This is a genomic window from Bradyrhizobium sp. CCBAU 51745 (genome assembly GCF_028128715.1).
GTDB lineage: Bacteria > Pseudomonadota > Alphaproteobacteria > Rhizobiales > Xanthobacteraceae > Bradyrhizobium > Bradyrhizobium manausense.
The window spans coordinates 41,665-59,075 of sequence record NZ_LBJP01000074.1; the positions used below are offsets into that span (position 1 = coordinate 41,665).

At 65.7% G+C, this 17,411-nt stretch carries 16 protein-coding genes and 1 tRNA gene; 10 read left to right on the plus strand and 7 right to left on the minus strand.

Features of this window, described 5'->3' with window-relative positions; translation table 11 throughout:
- Positions 1-14: 14 nt before the first annotated feature.
- Entirely contained in the window at positions 15-1,079 is a 1,065-nt protein-coding gene (locus XH98_RS18795) for a polysaccharide deacetylase family protein (RefSeq protein ID WP_271619525.1), read from the plus strand.
- A gap of 72 nt (positions 1,080-1,151) precedes the next feature.
- Here XH98_RS18795 and XH98_RS18800 read toward each other — a convergent pair whose 3' ends face one another.
- From XH98_RS18800 to XH98_RS18820, 5 genes are all read right to left on the minus strand, one after another.
- Positions 1,152-1,529 (minus strand): hypothetical protein, encoded by a 378-nt coding sequence (locus XH98_RS18800; RefSeq protein WP_271619526.1) that lies wholly within the window; start codon positions 1,527-1,529, stop codon positions 1,152-1,154.
- 123 nt (positions 1,530-1,652) lie between these two features.
- A tRNA-Thr gene (locus XH98_RS18805) sits at positions 1,653-1,728 on the minus strand.
- 99 nt (positions 1,729-1,827) lie between these two features.
- Positions 1,828-3,585 (minus strand): heme biosynthesis protein HemY, encoded by a 1,758-nt coding sequence (locus XH98_RS18810; protein WP_271619527.1) that lies wholly within the window; start codon positions 3,583-3,585, stop codon positions 1,828-1,830.
- Between the two features lie 35 nt (positions 3,586-3,620).
- On the minus strand, positions 3,621-4,874 hold the full coding sequence (locus XH98_RS18815) for a COG4223 family protein (RefSeq protein WP_271619528.1): 1,254 nt from the start codon (positions 4,872-4,874) through the stop codon (positions 3,621-3,623).
- 66 nt (positions 4,875-4,940) lie between these two features.
- The gene (locus XH98_RS18820; RefSeq protein ID WP_271619529.1) at positions 4,941-5,702 is read right to left on the minus strand and encodes a uroporphyrinogen-III synthase; all 762 of its coding nucleotides are present in this window, start codon (positions 5,700-5,702) and stop codon (positions 4,941-4,943) included.
- A gap of 150 nt (positions 5,703-5,852) precedes the next feature.
- Here XH98_RS18820 and tsaD point away from each other — a divergent pair, with 150 nt between their 5' ends.
- The 6 genes from tsaD to XH98_RS18850 all read left to right on the plus strand — a co-directional run bounded on the left by tsaD (position 5,853) and on the right by XH98_RS18850 (position 11,152).
- Positions 5,853-6,926, plus strand: a complete 1,074-nt coding sequence (tsaD, locus tag XH98_RS18825; RefSeq protein ID WP_271619530.1) for a tRNA (adenosine(37)-N6)-threonylcarbamoyltransferase complex transferase subunit TsaD — start codon at positions 5,853-5,855, stop codon at positions 6,924-6,926.
- A 2-nt stretch (positions 6,927-6,928) separates the two neighbouring features.
- Complete coding sequence (locus XH98_RS18830; protein ID WP_271619531.1) at positions 6,929-7,909, plus strand: NAD(P)H-dependent glycerol-3-phosphate dehydrogenase; 981 nt, start codon at positions 6,929-6,931, stop codon at positions 7,907-7,909.
- Positions 7,910-7,911: 2 nt separating this feature from the next.
- Positions 7,912-8,325, plus strand: coding sequence for an EVE domain-containing protein (locus tag XH98_RS18835; protein ID WP_271619532.1), 414 nt, complete (start codon positions 7,912-7,914; stop codon positions 8,323-8,325).
- Between the two features lie 131 nt (positions 8,326-8,456).
- Positions 8,457-9,023, plus strand: coding sequence for a hypothetical protein (locus XH98_RS18840; RefSeq protein ID WP_271619533.1), 567 nt, complete (start codon positions 8,457-8,459; stop codon positions 9,021-9,023).
- A 51-nt stretch (positions 9,024-9,074) separates the two neighbouring features.
- A complete protein-coding gene (locus XH98_RS18845) occupies positions 9,075-10,199 on the plus strand; it encodes an AAA family ATPase (RefSeq protein WP_271619534.1) in 1,125 nt (374 codons plus the stop codon).
- Between the two features lie 2 nt (positions 10,200-10,201).
- Positions 10,202-11,152 (plus strand): tetratricopeptide repeat protein, encoded by a 951-nt coding sequence (locus XH98_RS18850; protein ID WP_271619535.1) that lies wholly within the window; start codon positions 10,202-10,204, stop codon positions 11,150-11,152.
- Positions 11,153-11,242: 90 nt separating this feature from the next.
- Here XH98_RS18850 and XH98_RS18855 read toward each other — a convergent pair whose 3' ends face one another.
- The gene (locus XH98_RS18855; protein WP_271619559.1) at positions 11,243-12,343 is read right to left on the minus strand and encodes an adenylate/guanylate cyclase domain-containing protein; all 1,101 of its coding nucleotides are present in this window, start codon (positions 12,341-12,343) and stop codon (positions 11,243-11,245) included.
- Between the two features lie 101 nt (positions 12,344-12,444).
- On the opposite strand from XH98_RS18855, the gene XH98_RS18860 reads away from it, so the two are divergent.
- Positions 12,445-12,900, plus strand: coding sequence for an SRPBCC family protein (locus XH98_RS18860; protein WP_271599556.1), 456 nt, complete (start codon positions 12,445-12,447; stop codon positions 12,898-12,900).
- A gap of 104 nt (positions 12,901-13,004) precedes the next feature.
- Here the strand turns inward: XH98_RS18860 and XH98_RS18865 are convergent, their stop codons facing one another.
- Positions 13,005-14,174, minus strand: coding sequence for a DNA topoisomerase IB (locus XH98_RS18865; protein ID WP_057740634.1), 1,170 nt, complete (start codon positions 14,172-14,174; stop codon positions 13,005-13,007).
- Between the two features lie 413 nt (positions 14,175-14,587).
- On the opposite strand from XH98_RS18865, the gene acs reads away from it, so the two are divergent.
- Positions 14,588-16,534 carry an acetate--CoA ligase gene (acs, locus tag XH98_RS18870; RefSeq protein WP_271599557.1) on the plus strand — a complete coding sequence of 649 codons (1,947 nt, stop codon included), beginning with the start codon at positions 14,588-14,590 and terminating at the stop codon, positions 16,532-16,534.
- A gap of 356 nt (positions 16,535-16,890) precedes the next feature.
- Positions 16,891-17,406 carry a L,D-transpeptidase gene (locus XH98_RS18875; protein ID WP_271619536.1) on the plus strand — a complete coding sequence of 172 codons (516 nt, stop codon included), beginning with the start codon at positions 16,891-16,893 and terminating at the stop codon, positions 17,404-17,406.
- Positions 17,407-17,411 lie beyond the last annotated feature (5 nt).

The following is a 17,411-nucleotide window of genomic DNA, read 5'->3' on the forward strand; positions in this document are numbered from 1 at the left end:
TGGAAAGAGTAGCGATGCGTAATGCGTTGGGCCTGATGCTGGCCAGTGTGGTTGCGGCGATCGTGATCGCCGGAGGTTGGTATTTTTATTCCGCCCGCGCCGACCAGGGCGCCCCCAAGACAACAGCTGCCCGTGCCGCCGATGCTCTGCCGGCGCAGGCCAAGCTCGCCGCCAAGGATGACGTCGAGACCACCGCGGCGATCGCGGGCAAGCCGGCCGCTCCCGCTGCGGCAGCCAGCCCCGCACCCGCCCCCGCAGTGGCACCGGTTCAGCAGGCGAACTGCAGCAATCCGAATGCCCTTGGCGTCTCGCGCGTGGTCGAGATCGACACGACCGGCGGTCCGGGCTTCGGCTTCGAGCAGTACAAGCAGTTTGATTTCCTCACCGACAAGGAGGTCGTGCTGACCTTCGACGACGGTCCGTGGCCGGTCAACACCCCGGCGGTGCTCAAGGCGCTCGCGGATGAGTGCACCAAGGGCCTGTTCTTCTCGGTCGGCAAGCATGCGACCTACCATCCGGAAATCCTGCGCCAGGTGCTCGCGCAGGGCCATACGGTCGGTGCGCACACCTGGTCGCATTTCAACCTGAACGGCAAGAAGATGACGGAGCAGCAGGCCAAGGACGAGATCGAGAAGGGCTTCAGTGCCGTGAAGTGGGCGCTCGGCACCAATCCGTCGCCGTTCTTCCGCTTCCCGCAACTGTCGCAGAATGCCGCGCTGGTGAGCTATCTCGGCAGCCGCAATGTCGGGATCTTCTCGACCGATCTCGATTCCTTCGACTTCCGCAAGGAGAGCACGCCGGACAAGATCATCAGCAACGTGATGACCAAGCTCGACAAGCTCGGCAAGGGCATCATCCTGATGCACGACTTCCAGAAGCGTACCGGCGAAGCACTGCCGACGCTGCTCGCGCGCCTCAAGGCCGGCGGCTACAAGGTCGTGCAGATCAAGGCGAAGACGACATTCGACTCGCTGCCTGAGTATGATGAAGCGGTGCTTAGAGAGTTGAAGGTGCCGGCGTCGAGTGCGACGAACGGGCGTCCAATCTCGAGCGTGGTGCAGACGGTCTCGCAGCGCTAGGCGTTTTGAGGTTCGACAAGAATGCGATGGCCGGGCTCAGCCCGGCCATTTTGTTTTGGAAGAAGAGCGGCCTCACCAGTAGATGCCGTGGCGATGCAGTTCGCTGATGATCCGGCCTTCGGTCCAGGTCCTGTGATGCCTGGGCTTGTCCGCCTTTGCCGTCGTCTTCGGCGCCGGCTGGGTGGCAGCAGGTGTTGATGTTGGCGCGGTCGCTGATGGGGTCGTGGCTGGCGCGGTGGTCGAAACCGCCGGAGGACGATCGACATAAACAGGAGCCGCAGCCGCTGGAGCGGCTTCGCTCACCTGCGTGGTGGCGGCGGTCGGCGCCACTGTGGCCTGTGGTGCCGGAGCCTGGTCGTTGGCCGCGGCCAGCGAGAGGCTGCGTGAGCCGCCGGCCTGGGCAGACGCAGAGGCCAGAACCATGGCGGCAACCAGAATGATCTTGCGCATGTCAAATCTCCCCGTGTTTGCGTGAGGCGACACTAAGGAGGAGACGCGTGAGCTTATGTGAGAAAAATCACGCAAGCGCAGGCTGCGGCTTGCCGAGCCGAAGCAGGCGCAGCCTGCGAAGGCTGGTGCCGCAAGAGGGATTCGAACCCCCGACCCCGTCATTACGAATGACGTGCTCTACCGACTGAGCTATTGCGGCGAACCCTGCCGGAGCCCGGCGAAGCCGGCCCCGATACGCGCGCCCCTGATATCGGGCATGGCCCGAATTGGCAAGGACAAGGGAGGTGTGAAATGCGGTTCACGCGCCCCAGCGGGACCAGAATCCGCGCCAGCCGCCGGCCTGGGCCTTCGGCGTGCCGATTTGTTCCGTAAATTCATCGCTCGGACCATCGTCATCGATGCCGGGATCATCAGGCGCACGGACGATCGGGATCACGGTCTCGATCGGCGCCTGTGCCGGCTTGCCGAGATCGGCGCGGGTGCGGAACACCGGGGTTGCAGCCACCGGCGATGATTCGGCGGCTTCAGGGGCCGGCTTGACCGGCTCGGGAGGCATCTCCGCGGGCTCTTCCTTGGCGGTTTCTTTGGCCACCGGCGGCGCGTTGTCCTGCGCGGCCGGGGCGGGGGCTGGAGCTGGCGCCGGCGCGATCACCACCGGTTCCGCAGGCGCCTCATTGGCTGCCGTCACGCGCTTCGGCGGCGGGGCGGCAAGCATGGCTTCCTCGAAGGCCGAGGATTCGATCGTCGTCCCCTTATCCGAGGGCAGGCTCGCCACCGGCGTCTGCCACTGGAAGGCGTCGAGGCGGCCGGTGACCGGCGAGACCGGACGCCAGCGGTCGCTGACATAGCCGTCCGCGGTCCAGGCCGGGTCGTGGCGGGCGCGGACCGCGCGCAAGGTCCAGGCGCGGGCACGGCCGCTGTCGCCGTGCTCGGCGCGCTCGAGCTCGGCCATCAGCAGCGCCACGCGCTGGGTCGGATTGTTGACATAAGGCGACAGCACCTCGCGCGCACGGGCGAATTCGGAGGCATCGATCGCGGCGCGCGCGATCGCGAGCTGTCCTTCGACATGGCCGGGCTTGTCGGCGGGCGTCTTGGCCGCGAGCGTCTCGACCCGCTGCAGGCGCTGCCGCGCGGAATCGCCGAGCTTCACATGCGCGTAGGCATCGGCGAGATCGGGATGCGGATTGGCGAGCCAGGCGGCCTCGACCAGCTTCATGGCGCGGCGCACCTGATGCGCCTCACTCTCGAACTTCGCGGCAAGCACCGCGGCCGGCACCAGCGTCGGCGCGAGCTTGACCGCTTCCATCACGCTCTCTCGCGCGACGTCGCGGTCCATGGTCTCCAGTTCCAGCGCGCGCGCCGTGAGCAGCACGCCGCGCTGGCGGCGGTAGGCTTGCTTGTCGATCAGCCCGGCGGACAGGTTCGAATCGAGGATCGCGAGCGCGCCGCCCCAGTCGCCGCGCGCGCAGCGGTAGCCGAGCACGGCATGCGAGGCCCAGGTCGAGGATGGCGACAGCTTGAGCGCTTCCTCCGCGATCATCACAGCACCGACCGCATCGTCGGCGCGCTGCGCCTCGATGAACAGGCCGCGCAGGCCGAGTAGCCGGGTGTCCTCACGCTCGGCCATGGCGCGGAAGGCGCGCTGGGCCTCGTCGCGATTGCCGTCGAGCTGGGCCGATTGCGCGTGCAAGAGCAGCGCGAGCGGATCATCCGGCGTGTGCCGCCGCGCCGCGTCAGCATGACGGCGGGCGAGCGCGGTATCGCCATGACCGATCGCGAGCAGACCGTGGGTGATGGCGTGGCGCCCCCGCGCATGACGCTTCTCGCGCCGCCGGCGGCGCACCCGTCCCGGCATTCTCCAGATGACGGTCAGGATGCTCCACAGGAACACCACCAGGACCGCGAAGATACCGAGGCAGAGCACGAACACCGGGATGCTCGGCGAAGCGCGCCAGCCGCCCCAGGTCAGCACCACATTGCCGGGCTGATCGGCGACCCAGGCCGCGCCGGCGCCTGCAAGCGCAATCAGAACGAGGAAGAGGACGATGCGAAGCATGGTGATCCCCATACGCGCGGAGTGTTGCGCGAGTCTTATTGAGCAGGCTTGGTGAGACCAGCCAGAGCGTCGTCGGCAAATTTGCGGGAGGCCGCGAGCGCGGCGTCGCGGGCATCGGCCTTGTCGAGCCAGGCCAGCGCCGGCGCGCGATCAGCTTCGGGCAGCGCCTTCAGTTCGCGGCGCGCCTCGGCGAAATCATTGCGCAGCGCCGCCGCCGTGACCCGCGCGACGACGGCGCCGCGGTCGTTGCCGGCCCCGTCGGTGCGCTCGATGCGGACGAGCTTCGACGCCCCGGCCTGAAGACGCTCGACGATGCCGGCATTGCTGCTCGGCGCTTCCGGCGGCGGCGACAGCTTCGGCACGATGTTGAGGAGCTCGCGGGTCAGGGCAACCGGCGTCGGAATGCCTGATGCGGCGAACGCATCGAGCGGTTTCAAGACCTCGGGCTTCGCTGCAAACGAACGGGCGGCGGCGAGCTGTGCCTCATAGGGATCGTTATGGCGAACGGCGACGTCGAGCAGCGTGGCGGCAACCACATGGCGCAACGGCCTGTCATCCATCGCTTTCGCGTCGGCGATCTTTTCGCCCTGCTGCGCGAGCTCGGCGCGGGCGGTCGTGCTGGCGCGCTCGAGCTGGGAGATACGCGCGTCGAGGGCGGCGAGGCTGGACGAAGCCACGGTGTCGGGCGGCGTGGATCTGGCATCGTTCAATGCGCTCGCCGTCTTGTCGGACTGCGCGCGCAGATTGGCGATATCGCCGCGCAAGGTGCCGACGGATTTCTCCAGCGCATCGAGCCGCGCGACAACAGCCGGATCGGCGGCGGGCTTGCCCGCTTTGGCTTCGACTGCGGCGACACGCCCGCTCAGCGCATCGACGGCTGCACTCGTCACCTGTGGCGCGGCCGGCGGCGCCTGCACCGTGGGCCAGCCCAGCATCCAGCCGACCGCAATCACAACCGCAGCTGCAACGGCGCCTGAAAATGGCGCGATGACCCAGGGTGAAATGGCTGTAGGCGCAGCGGCGGCCTGAGCCTCATCGCGCTCCGGCTCCGCCTTGGCGGTTTCGGCCTTGGCGGTTTCGACCTCGGCGTCCTCGGCACTGGCCTGCCCGGCATTGGCCTGCTCGGCCGACGGCCCGGCCTCCGGCTCGACCACCACGTCCTGGGGCTGGGTGGTGACTTCGGTCGCCTCGAGGTCGATGGTCGGTGGGGTGCGCTTGGCACGGCCGGACTCGGGGGGCATTCCGGCGTCTTCAGGCTTGCCTGCGTCTTCAGGCTTGTCGTCGGCCATCGTGACGGTTCCTCACACTTGCATTACCAGAGACGAGCCCGATTGCGTCGGATTCGGCCCGTCCTCTTACGCCAAACGGGTCCGCAAAGCACGCTCCAAGGCGTCGAACAGGGCATTTTCGTCCGGGGTCGCGGCGACCAGGACCTGCGATGCACCGGCATCGCGCAGCACGCTTGCGACCGTCTCGGACAGGCAGCATTGCGGGACTGCCAGTGCCGAGATTTCGACACCCTCGTCCCGGGCCGCGTCCAGGAAGGCCCGCGCGCTGCGCCTGGAGTAATGCAGCACCGCCTCGATGCCATGGGCGGCGAAGCCTTTGCAGACTTCGCGCGGCAGAATCTTGACCGGGGCCATGCGATAGGTCGTCTGCGTGATCACGCTAAACCCCTCGGCGCCGAGCTCGCCGCCGAGATCCCGCGACAGATCCGCCCCCGCAAGATAGAGCAGCGTGCTGTTCTTGCTAACGCGCTTGTCACGCACAGCCTGCATCACCCTGTCGCGCAAGGATGCGGCATCGCCACCGGCGACGATCACGTCCGTAAAGCCGAATTCGCGCGCCACGGAAGCCGTGTGCTCGCCGACCGCGAACAGCGGCAACCCCACGAGGCCAAGGTTCTTCAGGCCAGGATCTTGCAATTGCGGCGCGACGGCGCGGATCGCATTGGCCGATGTGACGATGATGGCGCCGTAACCGGCCTCGCTCTCGTCATGGAAAGCGACCGGCTCGAACTTGAGCACCGGCGCGAGCAGCACCACATGTCCCCGCGCGCGCAGATTTTCCGCCGTTGCCGCGTTGTCGGGATGCGGCCGTGTGACAAGAATGGACATCGCGCTGTTCCCGAAACACGTGGCGGTGGAGCATTCGCGCGGGATGGCGGCGCGTGACGATTGCCTAAGCCAACCCCGGAATGCTACCGCGTTAGCAGAACTCTGCTTTACGGATGAGCGCAAGGGCGCAAATTGGATAACAATTCGCCAATGCTGGTACTGGGCATCGAGACCACCTGCGATGAGACCGCGGCGGCCGTGATCGAGCGCGCGCCCGACGGCAGCGGCAGGATTCTGTCCAATGTCGTGCGATCGCAAGTCGAGGAGCATGCCCGCTTCGGCGGGGTCGTGCCGGAGATCGCTGCGCGCGCCCATGTCGACTTGCTCGACGGCATCATCGATCGCGCCATGAGCGATGCAGGCATCGGCTTCGCCCAGCTCGACGGTGTCGCGGCCGCTGCAGGGCCGGGCCTGATCGGCGGCGTCATCGTCGGGCTCACCACCGCGAAGGCAATCGCGATGGTGCATGACACGCCGCTGGTCGCGGTCAATCATCTCGAGGCGCACGCGCTGACGCCTCGTCTCACCGACGGCATCGAATTTCCATATTGCCTGTTCCTCGCCTCCGGCGGCCACACCCAGATCGTCGCGGTCACCGGCGTCGGTCAATATGTGCGGCTCGGCACCACTGTGGATGACGCCATCGGCGAGGCTTTTGACAAGGTCGCAAAGATGCTGGGCCTGCCCTATCCCGGCGGCCCCGAGGTCGAGCGCGCGGCCGCGAATGGCGATGCCTCGCGCTTTGCGTTTCCAAGGCCGATGCAGCATCGTCCCGATGCCAATTTCTCGCTGTCGGGATTGAAGACGGCGGTGCGTACCGAAGCGAGCCGGCTCACTGAAATCACGCCGCAGGACATCAGCGATCTCTGCGCCAGTTTCCAGGCTGCAGTGCTGGACTCAACGGCCGACCGCTTAAGCGTTGGCCTGAAACTGTTCCGCGAGCGGTTTGGCGCGCCGCGCGCCCTGGTCGCCGCCGGCGGTGTCGCCGCCAATCAGGCGATCCGCGGCGCGCTTGATGATGTCGCACGGCAAGCGGGGACGCAGCTGATCATGCCGCCGCCGGCGCTCTGCACCGACAATGGCGCGATGATCGCCTGGGCCGGCGCCGAGCGCCTTGCCCTCGGCATCACCGACACGATGGAAGCGCAGCCGCGCGCGCGCTGGCTGCTCGACGCCAACGCTACGGCGCCTGATGGCTACGGCAAGACGCGGGCGGGATACTAGCCATGACCGCATTCCGCTCCGTCGCGGTGATCGGTGCCGGGGCCTGGGGCACGGCGCTGGCGACAATGGCCGCGCGGGCCGGACGGAACGTGACGCTGTGGGCGCGCAACGCCGAGCATGCCGCGCGCATCCAATCGAGCCGCGACAATCCGCGGCTGCCGGGCGTGCGCCTCGCACCAGACATCGTGGTGACAAGCGATCTTGCGGCGGCATCGCGCGCGGAGATGCTGCTGATCGCGACGCCGGCACAGCATCTGCGCGGCGCGGTCAACATGCTGGCCTCGTATCTCACAAAACCTGTCCCTGTCATCGCCTGCGCCAAGGGCATCGAGCACGGCACCCATAAATTCATGACCGACGTGATCGCGGAAGCCGCGCCCCATGCGCAGCCTGCGATCCTGTCGGGCCCGAGCTTTGCCGACGACGTCGCGCGCGGCTTGCCGACGGCCGTGACGCTCGCGGCCAGGGACGATGCGCTCGCAAGCAGCCTGGTGCAGGCGCTGGGCTCACCGACATTCCGTCCCTATCATTCCACCGACATCCGCGGCGTCGAGATCGGCGGCGCGGCCAAGAACGTGCTGGCGATTGCGGTCGGGATTGCGGTCGGGCGCAAGCTCGGCGCGTCCGCGCAGGCTGCGCTCACGACCCGCGGCTTCGCCGAGCTGACGCGCCTCGGCCGCGCTCTCGGCGCGCGCAGCGAAACGCTCACCGGCCTGTCCGGTCTTGGCGATTTGATCCTGACCTGCGCGAGCCCGCAATCACGCAATTTCGCGCTCGGGCTCGCGCTGGGCCGAGGTGAGCAGCCACCGGCCGGCAAGCTGGCCGAGGGCGAGTTCACCGCACCGGTCCTGATCGAACTTGCAGCTTCGCAGGGCATCGAGATGCCGGTATCGGAAGCGGTCGCGTCGATCCTGGGCGGCCGAAGCACGATCGACGCAGCGATATCAGGGCTCTTGACCCGACCCTTCAAGGCAGAGGAATAAGCATGGCGTACTGGCTGGTGAAATCCGAACCGTCGGTGTGGTCCTGGGACCAGCAGGTCGCGAAAGGCGCCAAGGGAGAAGCCTGGACCGGCGTGCGCAACTTTACTGCGCGCCAGAACCTCGTGAACATGAAGAAGGGCGACAAGGCGTTCTTCTATCATTCCAACGAAGGAAAGGAGATCGTCGGCATCGCTGAGGTCATCAAGGAGGCCTACCCCGATCCGACCGACAAGACCGAAAAATTCGTCTGCGTCGACATCAAGGCCGACAAGCCGCTGAAGACGCCGGTGACGATGGCCGCGATCAAGGCCGAGAAGAAACTCGCAGACATGGCGCTGGTGAAATATTCGCGCCTCTCGGTGCAGCCGGTGACCGCGGATGAGTGGAAGCTCGTCTGCAAGATGGGCGGGGTATAATTCGCCCCAATTGAAGGCCGACCTGTGACAAGTTTGTGATAGTGGGAGGGCGCCGTTACAACCATTGATATCTGCCGACAGAGTTCCTAGATTCGGCACAGGAATGGACGTTCAACGGGTCTTCTCGCGTCATGGCGATGCAGGAAAGGGACGGCGGCGAGCAATCGCCAGGGTCCACCGATGGCCTGGGGGCCTTTCCATTCCGTCCTGGAAAAGATGCCTCATCGATGCCGGCGATGCTGCTGGCCGGCGTCGCCATCCTGGGAGCCTTCATCGGATGGTTTCTGACAATGCGCGCGGAGCCCGACGCGCCGATCATCGCGCTGGTGCCCCAGGAGCAAATTGCCGATGCCATCCCGACCCTGACGCCGGATAACCAGCGGATCGCGCAATCCGACAGCCGGCAATGCCGTTATCCCGTCGCGTTCATCACGGTGTCGACTCCCGGCAATCCTGCCGGAGGAACCGTCACGTTTCGCACCAGCAAATATCGATCGCCTTCGTTCCACGTCACCGACCAGCCGCAGAGAATTGCCCTGCCAAATCCGCTGCCTGACAGCGGCGGGCTGGACCCGCTGACCGTAGAGGGCAACGCCAAGGGCTTGCTCGTATCGCTTTATCCAACGGCACGGATGGAGCCGGCCACCGGCTCCACCACCGTCACGGTGCGATGGCCTGCGCGTCCTCCCTGCAAGTGAGATTTGCGCGCAAGTGAGTGTTGCAAGTGACCTTTTCCAAGTGAGACTTGAATGCAGAATTTTCTGAACGCGCGCTTCATCCTCGCGTTTATCCTGATCGGCGTGGTGACGGCAGGGGTTAGCGCCTTGCTGTTCAATCCGCAGATCGGCTTTTTCGGCTGGATCGGGTCGCTCTTCTCGGAGATGACGGCGCTGCGATTCGTCGGCATCGCGCTGACGACCGTCGCTGCGACCAGCGTCGGCTACATCGCCTCTCGTCTCGGGGCCGACCCCACGGCATCGGGCTTCGTCCCGATCGGAAGCGGCTATACCTATGGCCGCAGGCTGACCACCGATCCCGGGACCGGCGAGACCCGGATGGTGACGCGCACCGCGGACGATGCACTCGACGACCTCGACATGATGGTCGGGCTCGCCTCGGTCAAAACAGAGATCAACAAGCTGCTCGCGAGCCTGGAGGTCGAGCATCGGCGGCGCGAGCAGGGCTTGCCGGTGTTCGCAACGAGCCGGCACATGGTGTTCACCGGACCTCCGGGAGTCGGCAAGACCGTGGTGGCACGCGCTATCGGCGACATCTATCGCTCCCTCGGCGTGCTGCGGAAAGGCCATTTGATCGAAGCCGACCGCAGCCAGCTCGTCGCGAGCTATGTCGGTCAGACCGCGCCGAAGACGCTTGACGTCTGCCGCACCGCGCTCGACGGCGTCCTGTTCATCGACGAGGCCTACAGCCTGAGCGCTGCGGAGTGGAAGGGCGATTTCGGTCGCGAGGCCATCGAGGCACTGCTGAAATACATGGAAGACCATCGCGATCGCCTGGTCGTGATCGTCGCCGGCTATCCCGCCGAGATGCACCGCTTCATCGCCAGCAATCCAGGGCTTGCCAGCCGCTTCACAAAGACGATCGACTTCCCGGCCTACGACGCACTTGAGCTTTGCGAAATCTTCCGTGCCATGGCTTCCGAGCAGCAATATCTGCTGCCGATCGGCTTCGAGGCCGCGCTGGCGCCATGGATCGAATCGCAACGCGATGATCCGCAATGGGGCAATGCGCGCTCGATGCGGACCTTGCTGGAAAAGACCCGCGAGGCGCATGCCCTGCGCACGTCGCGAGATCCCAATGCGAGCGTCGCCGAGTTCGAGCTCAGTGATATTCAATCGGCCATCCGGGACAGCTGATCATGACGCCCGCAGTGCGTATCGTCGCCTTCCACGGAGCATTGTGGAACATCGATCCCTGGTATCGGTGGTCGTGGTACGCATGGCCCGCCGCGATGGCCGTGCTGATCGCGGGCTGGATTCTCCTCAGCAAGCCGGTCAACACCGGCGCTTGGGGCAACACCGGGAGCTGGGCCAAGCCGATCGTGCAGAAGGCGGCTACATCGACCGCAACCCCCATCAAGACGACCACGGCCAATGCGCTGGACCTCGAGGTCTTCAGCTGCTTTGCCAACAGCACCGTCGGCTCGGAGGCGGTTTGCACCAAGCTGATCGAGGGCGGCAAGATATCCGGCTCGAGGCTGGCATCTGTCTATACGCAACGAGGATTTATGCGACGCGACAGGGACCCCGATAGCGCGATGGCAGATTTCAACGCCGCGCTGAAGATACAGCCCGACTATCCGGCAGCCCTGAACGACCGCGCCTGGATCTACATGACGCGCGGAGATTACGACACCGCTCTCCAGGACCTCAACAAGACGGCCAGCCAGAGCACGCCCTGGGCAATTGCAGCCGTCGCTTACTATTACCGCGGTTTCGCCTATTTACGGCTGAAAGACTACGCGAAGGCGGTCGCCGATCTGAACGAAGCGATCAGGCGGCTGCCCAACAATGCCGACTATTACCTGGCGCGCGGCGAGGCCCTGCAGGGTCAGGAAAGCTATGACGCCGCCTTGGGCGACTTCGACGAGTTCAGCAAGCGCGCGCCGAAGGATCCGCGCGGTCTGCTGGCGCGTGCGGCGATCTTCGAAACCACGGGACGGCCGCGCGAGGCCCTGACGGCACTGGACGCCGCGGTCACGCTGGCGCCCGACAGCGATTTCGCCAGGTCGGAACGCGACCGTCTTCGCGAACAGGTAAAGGATGATGCTCCTGCGAAGAGCCGTCCTGCCGAACCGCCCCCGACCTGACCACCGTGGTCGCCGCACCTGCGCCAGACGCAGTTCGCACAGGCCGAGGCATGGAAACTGGTTTGCAGGATGGGCGGCGGTTGGCTGCGCTCATGCAGGCCGCGACGTCGAAGACTGCGCTTCCGGCAGCGCGAGGACCTCGCAGGGCGAGGCAATGCCGCGCAGCTTGTGCAGGCCGAGCGCAATCAGGGGCATGTCCGTCTCGGCCGCGAGCGCGCCCGACACCAGCACGGTCCGGCCGAGCGGCTTGCACAGGCCCTCGAGCCGACTGGCGAGATTCACGGCGGGGCCGATCGCCGTGAAGTCCAGCCGATTGGCGGCACCGATATTGCCCCAGAGCATCTCGCCGAGATGAAGGGCAGCGCCGAACGCAAGCGGCGGCAGACCTTGCGCGCCGCGCTCGGCGTTGAGATACGCCATCCCGGCCTCGGCGGCGCCTGCGGCGCGCAGAGCGGCCTCGCAGGCTCTGCGTGGCGACGCCTCGACCACCGGAAAGATCGCCAGCACGCCGTCACCGATGAATTTCAACACCTCGCCGCCGAAGGCATGGACGGCACCGGCAATGCGATCGAACCAGGCATCAAGCGCGGCGACGATTTCAACGGGCGGACTGGTTTCCGACAAGGTGGTGAAGCCGCGTAGATCGGCATAGAGCAGCGCGGCCTGGATGGTCTCGCCGAGGTCGCGCCGCAGGGGTGCCGCCAGCACCCGCTCGGCGCTGCGCTTGCCGAGATAGGCTTCCAGCGTCGCCCGCAACGTGGCGCGCGCTGCGAGCGTCGCGAGCGGCGTTGCGGCAAAGCGTGCGGCCTGGCGCAGCTGCTCGATGTCGTCTGATGTGAACGGACGCGGCCCGATCCAGCCGAGCAGCGGCCCGTCACGTCCGACAACATCTTCGTGCACGTCGCCATCAGCGATGCCGCGCAGCCAGCGGCGGCCGGCATCGTCAGGCAAATCGGGCGCGAGCCCGCCCGGCGCGAAGCCGAGGGCCTCGATCACCCGGCCATTGTCCGCCCGCCACAGCCATGTCCGCTTCGCGATCAGAGGATGCGGCACCTCCAGCGTCAGGGCGCCTGCCGCAAGCGGCACGCCATCGGCGAGCAGATGCGCGCCGAGTTCCGCAAGCAGGCGATCGGCGCCGGGACACTCGGAAGCGAAATCGACAAGCCAGGCAAGGGTTGGGGAGAGCTGCATGACCCGATGATGGCGAAGGAGGGCCGCCTTTGTCACGGGCAATCCTTGACGGGCTGCTTTGGCGCCGCCATGTGCCAGTATCACCTCAGGGATGATCGCCGATGACCGAGCCGTTCGTCTTGCGACGCGAGACCCAGATCGCCGCCCCGCGCGCCACCGTCTTCGCCTATTTGACCGATCCCGAGAAAATCCTGAGCTGGATGGGCTCCGATGCGACCACCGAGCCGCATCCCGGCGGGCTTTACCTGCTCAAGGGCATCGGCCCGCGTGCCAGCGTCGCCCGCGGCGCCTTCCGCGAGGTCGTGCCGGTGCATCGTCTCGCCTACACGTTCGGCTGGGAGGGCGGCCAGGAAGTGCCGCCCGGTTCGAGCCTGATCGAGATCGACCTGATCGAGCGCGATGGCGGCACGTTGCTGCGCATGACGCATAGCGGGCTGCCGACCGAGGAACAGGTGGCCGCGCACGCCAAGGGTTGGGCGCATTATCTGGAGCGGCTCACCAGTGTCGCCGCCGGCCGCGATCCCGGTCCGGACAAAGGCGTCTCAGACAATATGTAGATCTTGTAGGGTGGGCAAAGGCGCGCTCTTCGCGCCGCGCCCACCACCTTTCACCACCAGCAAATCGTGGGCACGCTTCGCTTTGCCCACCCTACAGCACGGCATTAGACAGCCGCGGTCGCAACCACCTGCGCCAAGAGCTGCTCGCGCCTTGCTTGCGAGCGCTGGCCCTTCATGGTCGCAGCGAAGCGCTCGAGGATGCCCTCTTCAAACGCGGTGACGATGGTGTCGTGGACGTAGCTCTTGCGGCAGATCGCCGGGGTGTTGGAGAGCTTGTCGGCCGCGGCGCGGATCGCGTTCAGCACCTGCTTTTTACGGCCGCGCTGGCTCGTCGCCGGCGTGATCCGCGACAGCGATTCCACGACGACGGCGGAGGCCATTAGCGTGCGGAAATCCTTCAGCGAAATCTTGATGCCGGCGATCTCGCGCAGGAACGCGTTCACCTGCGTGGTGCTGACCGCGCGCACGATGCCTTGGGCATCGCGATACTGGAACATGCGCTTGCCGGGGACGCCCTGCAAAATGCCGATGGCGCGCACCAGCTTGGCCGCATCGCACTCCTTGCGCACCGCCTTGCCGCCCTTCGCCTTGAAGGTCAGCACGAAGCAATCGTCCTCCAGCGTCACGTTGGACTTCAGCAGCGTGGTGGCGCCGCGAGTGCCGTTGAGACGGGCATAGGATTCATTGCCAGGACGGATCGCGGTGCGCGCGATCAGCTCGATCACCGCGGAAAGTGCAAACTCGCGCGTCGGCTCATCGCCCGACAGGAACGCCGACACCTTGCGCCGGATCTTGGGCAGGGCACCGACGAGCTTTTCCAGGCGATGCGCCTTGCGGTGCTCGCGGACCTTCTCCCAGTCGGCGTGATAGCGATATTGCAGCCGGCCGGCGGCATCGCGACCCACCGCCTGAAGATGCGAGCTCGGATCGGCCGAGTAGCGCACCTCGCGATAGGCCGGCGGCACCGCCATGGCGTGCAGCCGGCGAATGGTGCGGGCGTCGCGGATATGGGCGCCGTTGGGGCGAACGAAGGCATAGCCTTTGCCGCGCTTGATGCGGCGGATGGTCAGCTCGTTCTGGTCGCCGAGCCGCAGGCCCAGCTCCTTGGCAAGGGCCTCAACCGTCGCCGGGGAGGCCGAATCGAACACTTTCTTGGGGCTGGGACGGGTGGAACCCGATGGTTTCGGCCACTGTCCGAGGGCTTTGGCCAGCGCAATGGCAGCAGGATCGGCCGAGGCAGGCCGCATCGTCCCGAGATTCTGCTGATCCATCATAGTGTTACGCCTTGGCCCTGTGTGCTGCCGTTCAATGCCGCTGTTCTGATTTTTGTTCCAAGCCTGAGCCGGAGGGTCTCTTGGGACCCGGGTTAGCCACTTAGGGTGTTCCGAACGGCATTGCGAGTCCCGAATCAGTGAAAAGAGGTTTCTAAATACCTCCTGCGACGCATGGGCGCCCTGCGCGGCCCCTTTCCGGCGATTTGGGTAAAGAGCCCGAAAGCCGCGCCCCAGCCTGTTTCAGATTTGCGACATCAGGCCTGTCCCGCTTGATCTTCCGCATGGCCCGCCGCTCACCGAAGGTCCAGCTTGTGATCCTTGTCGGGGGCGGTTAGCCCGACGCATAATCGCTAAACGATGATGAAGTCGGCTCGCCAGTCACTGTGCTCGGCTTGCCGTATGTGGAGGGAAGCATGTCCGAGAAGATCTACGACGTCCCCGCGGAATGGGCCAAGCGCGCCTGGGTCGACCAGGCCAAGTACAAGGACATGTACGCCCGCTCGATCGCGGACCCGAACGGCTTCTGGGCCGAGCAGGCCAAGCGCATCGACTGGATGCACGCGCCGACCAGAATCGAGAACGTCTCCTTCGCGCCCGGCAACATCTCGATCAAATGGTTCGAGGACGGCATCCTCAACGTCGCCTATAATTGCATCGACCGCCATCTCGCCAAGCGCGGCAACCAGACCGCGATCATCTGGGAAGGCGACGATCCCTCGCAATCGAAGCATATCACCTACAGGCAGCTGCACGACGAGGTGTGCCGGATGGCCAACATCCTGCGCACCCGCAACGTCAAGAAGGGCGATCGCGTCACCATCTATCTGCCGATGATTCCGGAAGCGGCCTACGCGATGCTGGCCTGCGCACGGATCGGCGCGATCCATTCCGTGGTGTTCGCCGGCTTCTCGCCTGACAGCCTCGCGCAACGCATCAACGACTGTCAGTCCAAGGTCATCATCACCGCGGATGAAGGCCTGCGCGGCGGCAAGAAGGTGCCGCTGAAGGCCAATGTCGACGCGGCGCTCGCCAAGGCTGATGGCGTCGACTGGGTCGTCGTGGTCAAGCGCACCGGCGGTCAGGTCGAGATGAATCCGTCGCGCGATCTCTGGTATCACGACGCCGCCAAGATGGTGACGACGGAATGCCCGGTCGAGCATATGCATGCGGAGGATCCGCTGTTCATCCTCTACACGTCGGGCTCGACCGGCCAGCCCAAGGGCGTGCTGCACACCTCGGGCGGCTATCTCGTGTTCGCCTCGATGACGCATCAATACGTGTTCGACTATCACGACGGCGACGTCTACTGGTGCACCGCCGACGTCGGCTGGGTCACCGGCCACAGCTACATTCTCTACGGACCGCTCGCCAATGGCGCGACCACGCTGATGTTCGAAGGCGTGCCGAATTACCCGGACAATTCCCGTTTCTGGAACGTCATCGACAAGCACAAGGTCAACATCTTCTACACCGCGCCGACCGCGATCCGCGCGCTGATGCAGTCGGGCGACGAGCCGGTGAAGAAGACATCACGCGCCTCGCTTCGTCTGCTCGGCTCGGTCGGCGAGCCCATCAATCCGGAAGCCTGGGAATGGTATCACCGCGTCGTCGGCGAGGACCGCTGCCCGATCGTCGACACCTGGTGGCAGACCGAGACCGGCGGCATCCTGATCACACCGTTGCCGGGCGCGACCAAGCTGAAGCCGGGGTCAGCCACGCAGCCGTTCTTCGGCGTCGCGCCCGAAATCGTCGACGCCGACGGCAAGGTGCTCGAGGGTGAGACAACAGGCAATCTCTGCCTGACGCGCTCCTGGCCGGGCCAGATGCGCACCGTCTATGGCGATCATGCCCGCTTCGAGCAGACCTATTTCTCGACCTACAAGGGCAAGTACTTCACCGGCGACGGCTGCCGCCGCGACGCCGACGGCTACTACTGGATCACCGGCCGCGTCGACGACGTCATCAACGTCTCCGGCCACCGCATGGGCACCGCCGAGGTCGAAAGCGCGCTGGTGGCGCATGAGAAGGTGTCGGAAGCCGCCGTCGTCGGCTTCCCCCACGACATCAAGGGCCAGGGCATCTACGCCTATGTGACGCTGATGGCCGGCATCGAGCCGACCGAGGATCTGCGCAAGGAACTCGTCACCTGGGTGCGCAAGGAGATCGGACCGATCGCATCGCCCGACCAGATCCAGTTCGCCCCTAGCCTGCCAAAAACCCGCTCCGGCAAGATCATGCGCCGCATCCTGCGCAAGATCGCCGAGGACGAGCCAGGCAGCCTGGGGGACACCTCGACCTTGGCCGATCCCGCCGTGGTCGACGATCTCGTCAAGAACCGGCAGAACAAGAAGTCGGCGTAGGCCAGGCACCCTCATTCCGGGCGCGCGACAGCGCGACCCGGAATCTCGAGATTCTCAGGTGCGCAATTGCGCACCATAGTTCGATGCTTCGCATCGCCCCGGAATGACTGCCTGTCGCACCCTCACGCGCTTGTCAGCGCGCGGGCGCCCACACCCGCATCTTTCCCGCCGAGTGTTGTTTTCAGGTCATTTACTTTATTTCGAACATTTCCTTTCTTTCCCGTCCTGGCTCGCCCCTGGCGGCCGCGCGTGGAAACCGTCCGGTTAACAAGCGCGGTTAAGAATGTCTGGGCAGGCGGGCAATTGCCGGTTTTGCGTGAATTTGGACGATCCTTTTCGGGCTGAGGGGAAAATCGATGTCGATGAAGATTGCATTGGCGCTGGCTGCCACCATCGGGGCAGGGGCCTTGATGTCGACGGCGGTCGAAGCGCGGCCGGAGATCGTTGGAACCCACCTGGAAAACTATTCGCCCGGCACCATCGTGGTCAAAACCAACGAACGCCGGCTCTATCTGATCCTCGATGACGGCCACGCCGTGCGATATCCCGTCGGCGTCGGTAAATCAGGCAAGCAATGGGCCGGCACCACCCGCATCGACGGCAAGTATCGCAACCCGGCCTGGGCGCCGCCCGCCGAAGTCAAGCGTGACAAGCCGCAGCTTCCCGACGTGATCCCCGGCGGCTCGCCGCGCAACCCGATGGGCGTTGCGGCGATGACGCTGGCCGGCGGCGAATATGCCATCCACGGCACCAATGTGCCGGGCTCGGTCGGCGGCTTCGTCTCCTATGGCTGCATCCGCATGCTCAACGACGACATCACCGATCTCTACAGCCGCGTCTCGGTCGGAACGACGGTGGTCGTGACGCGCTGATCATT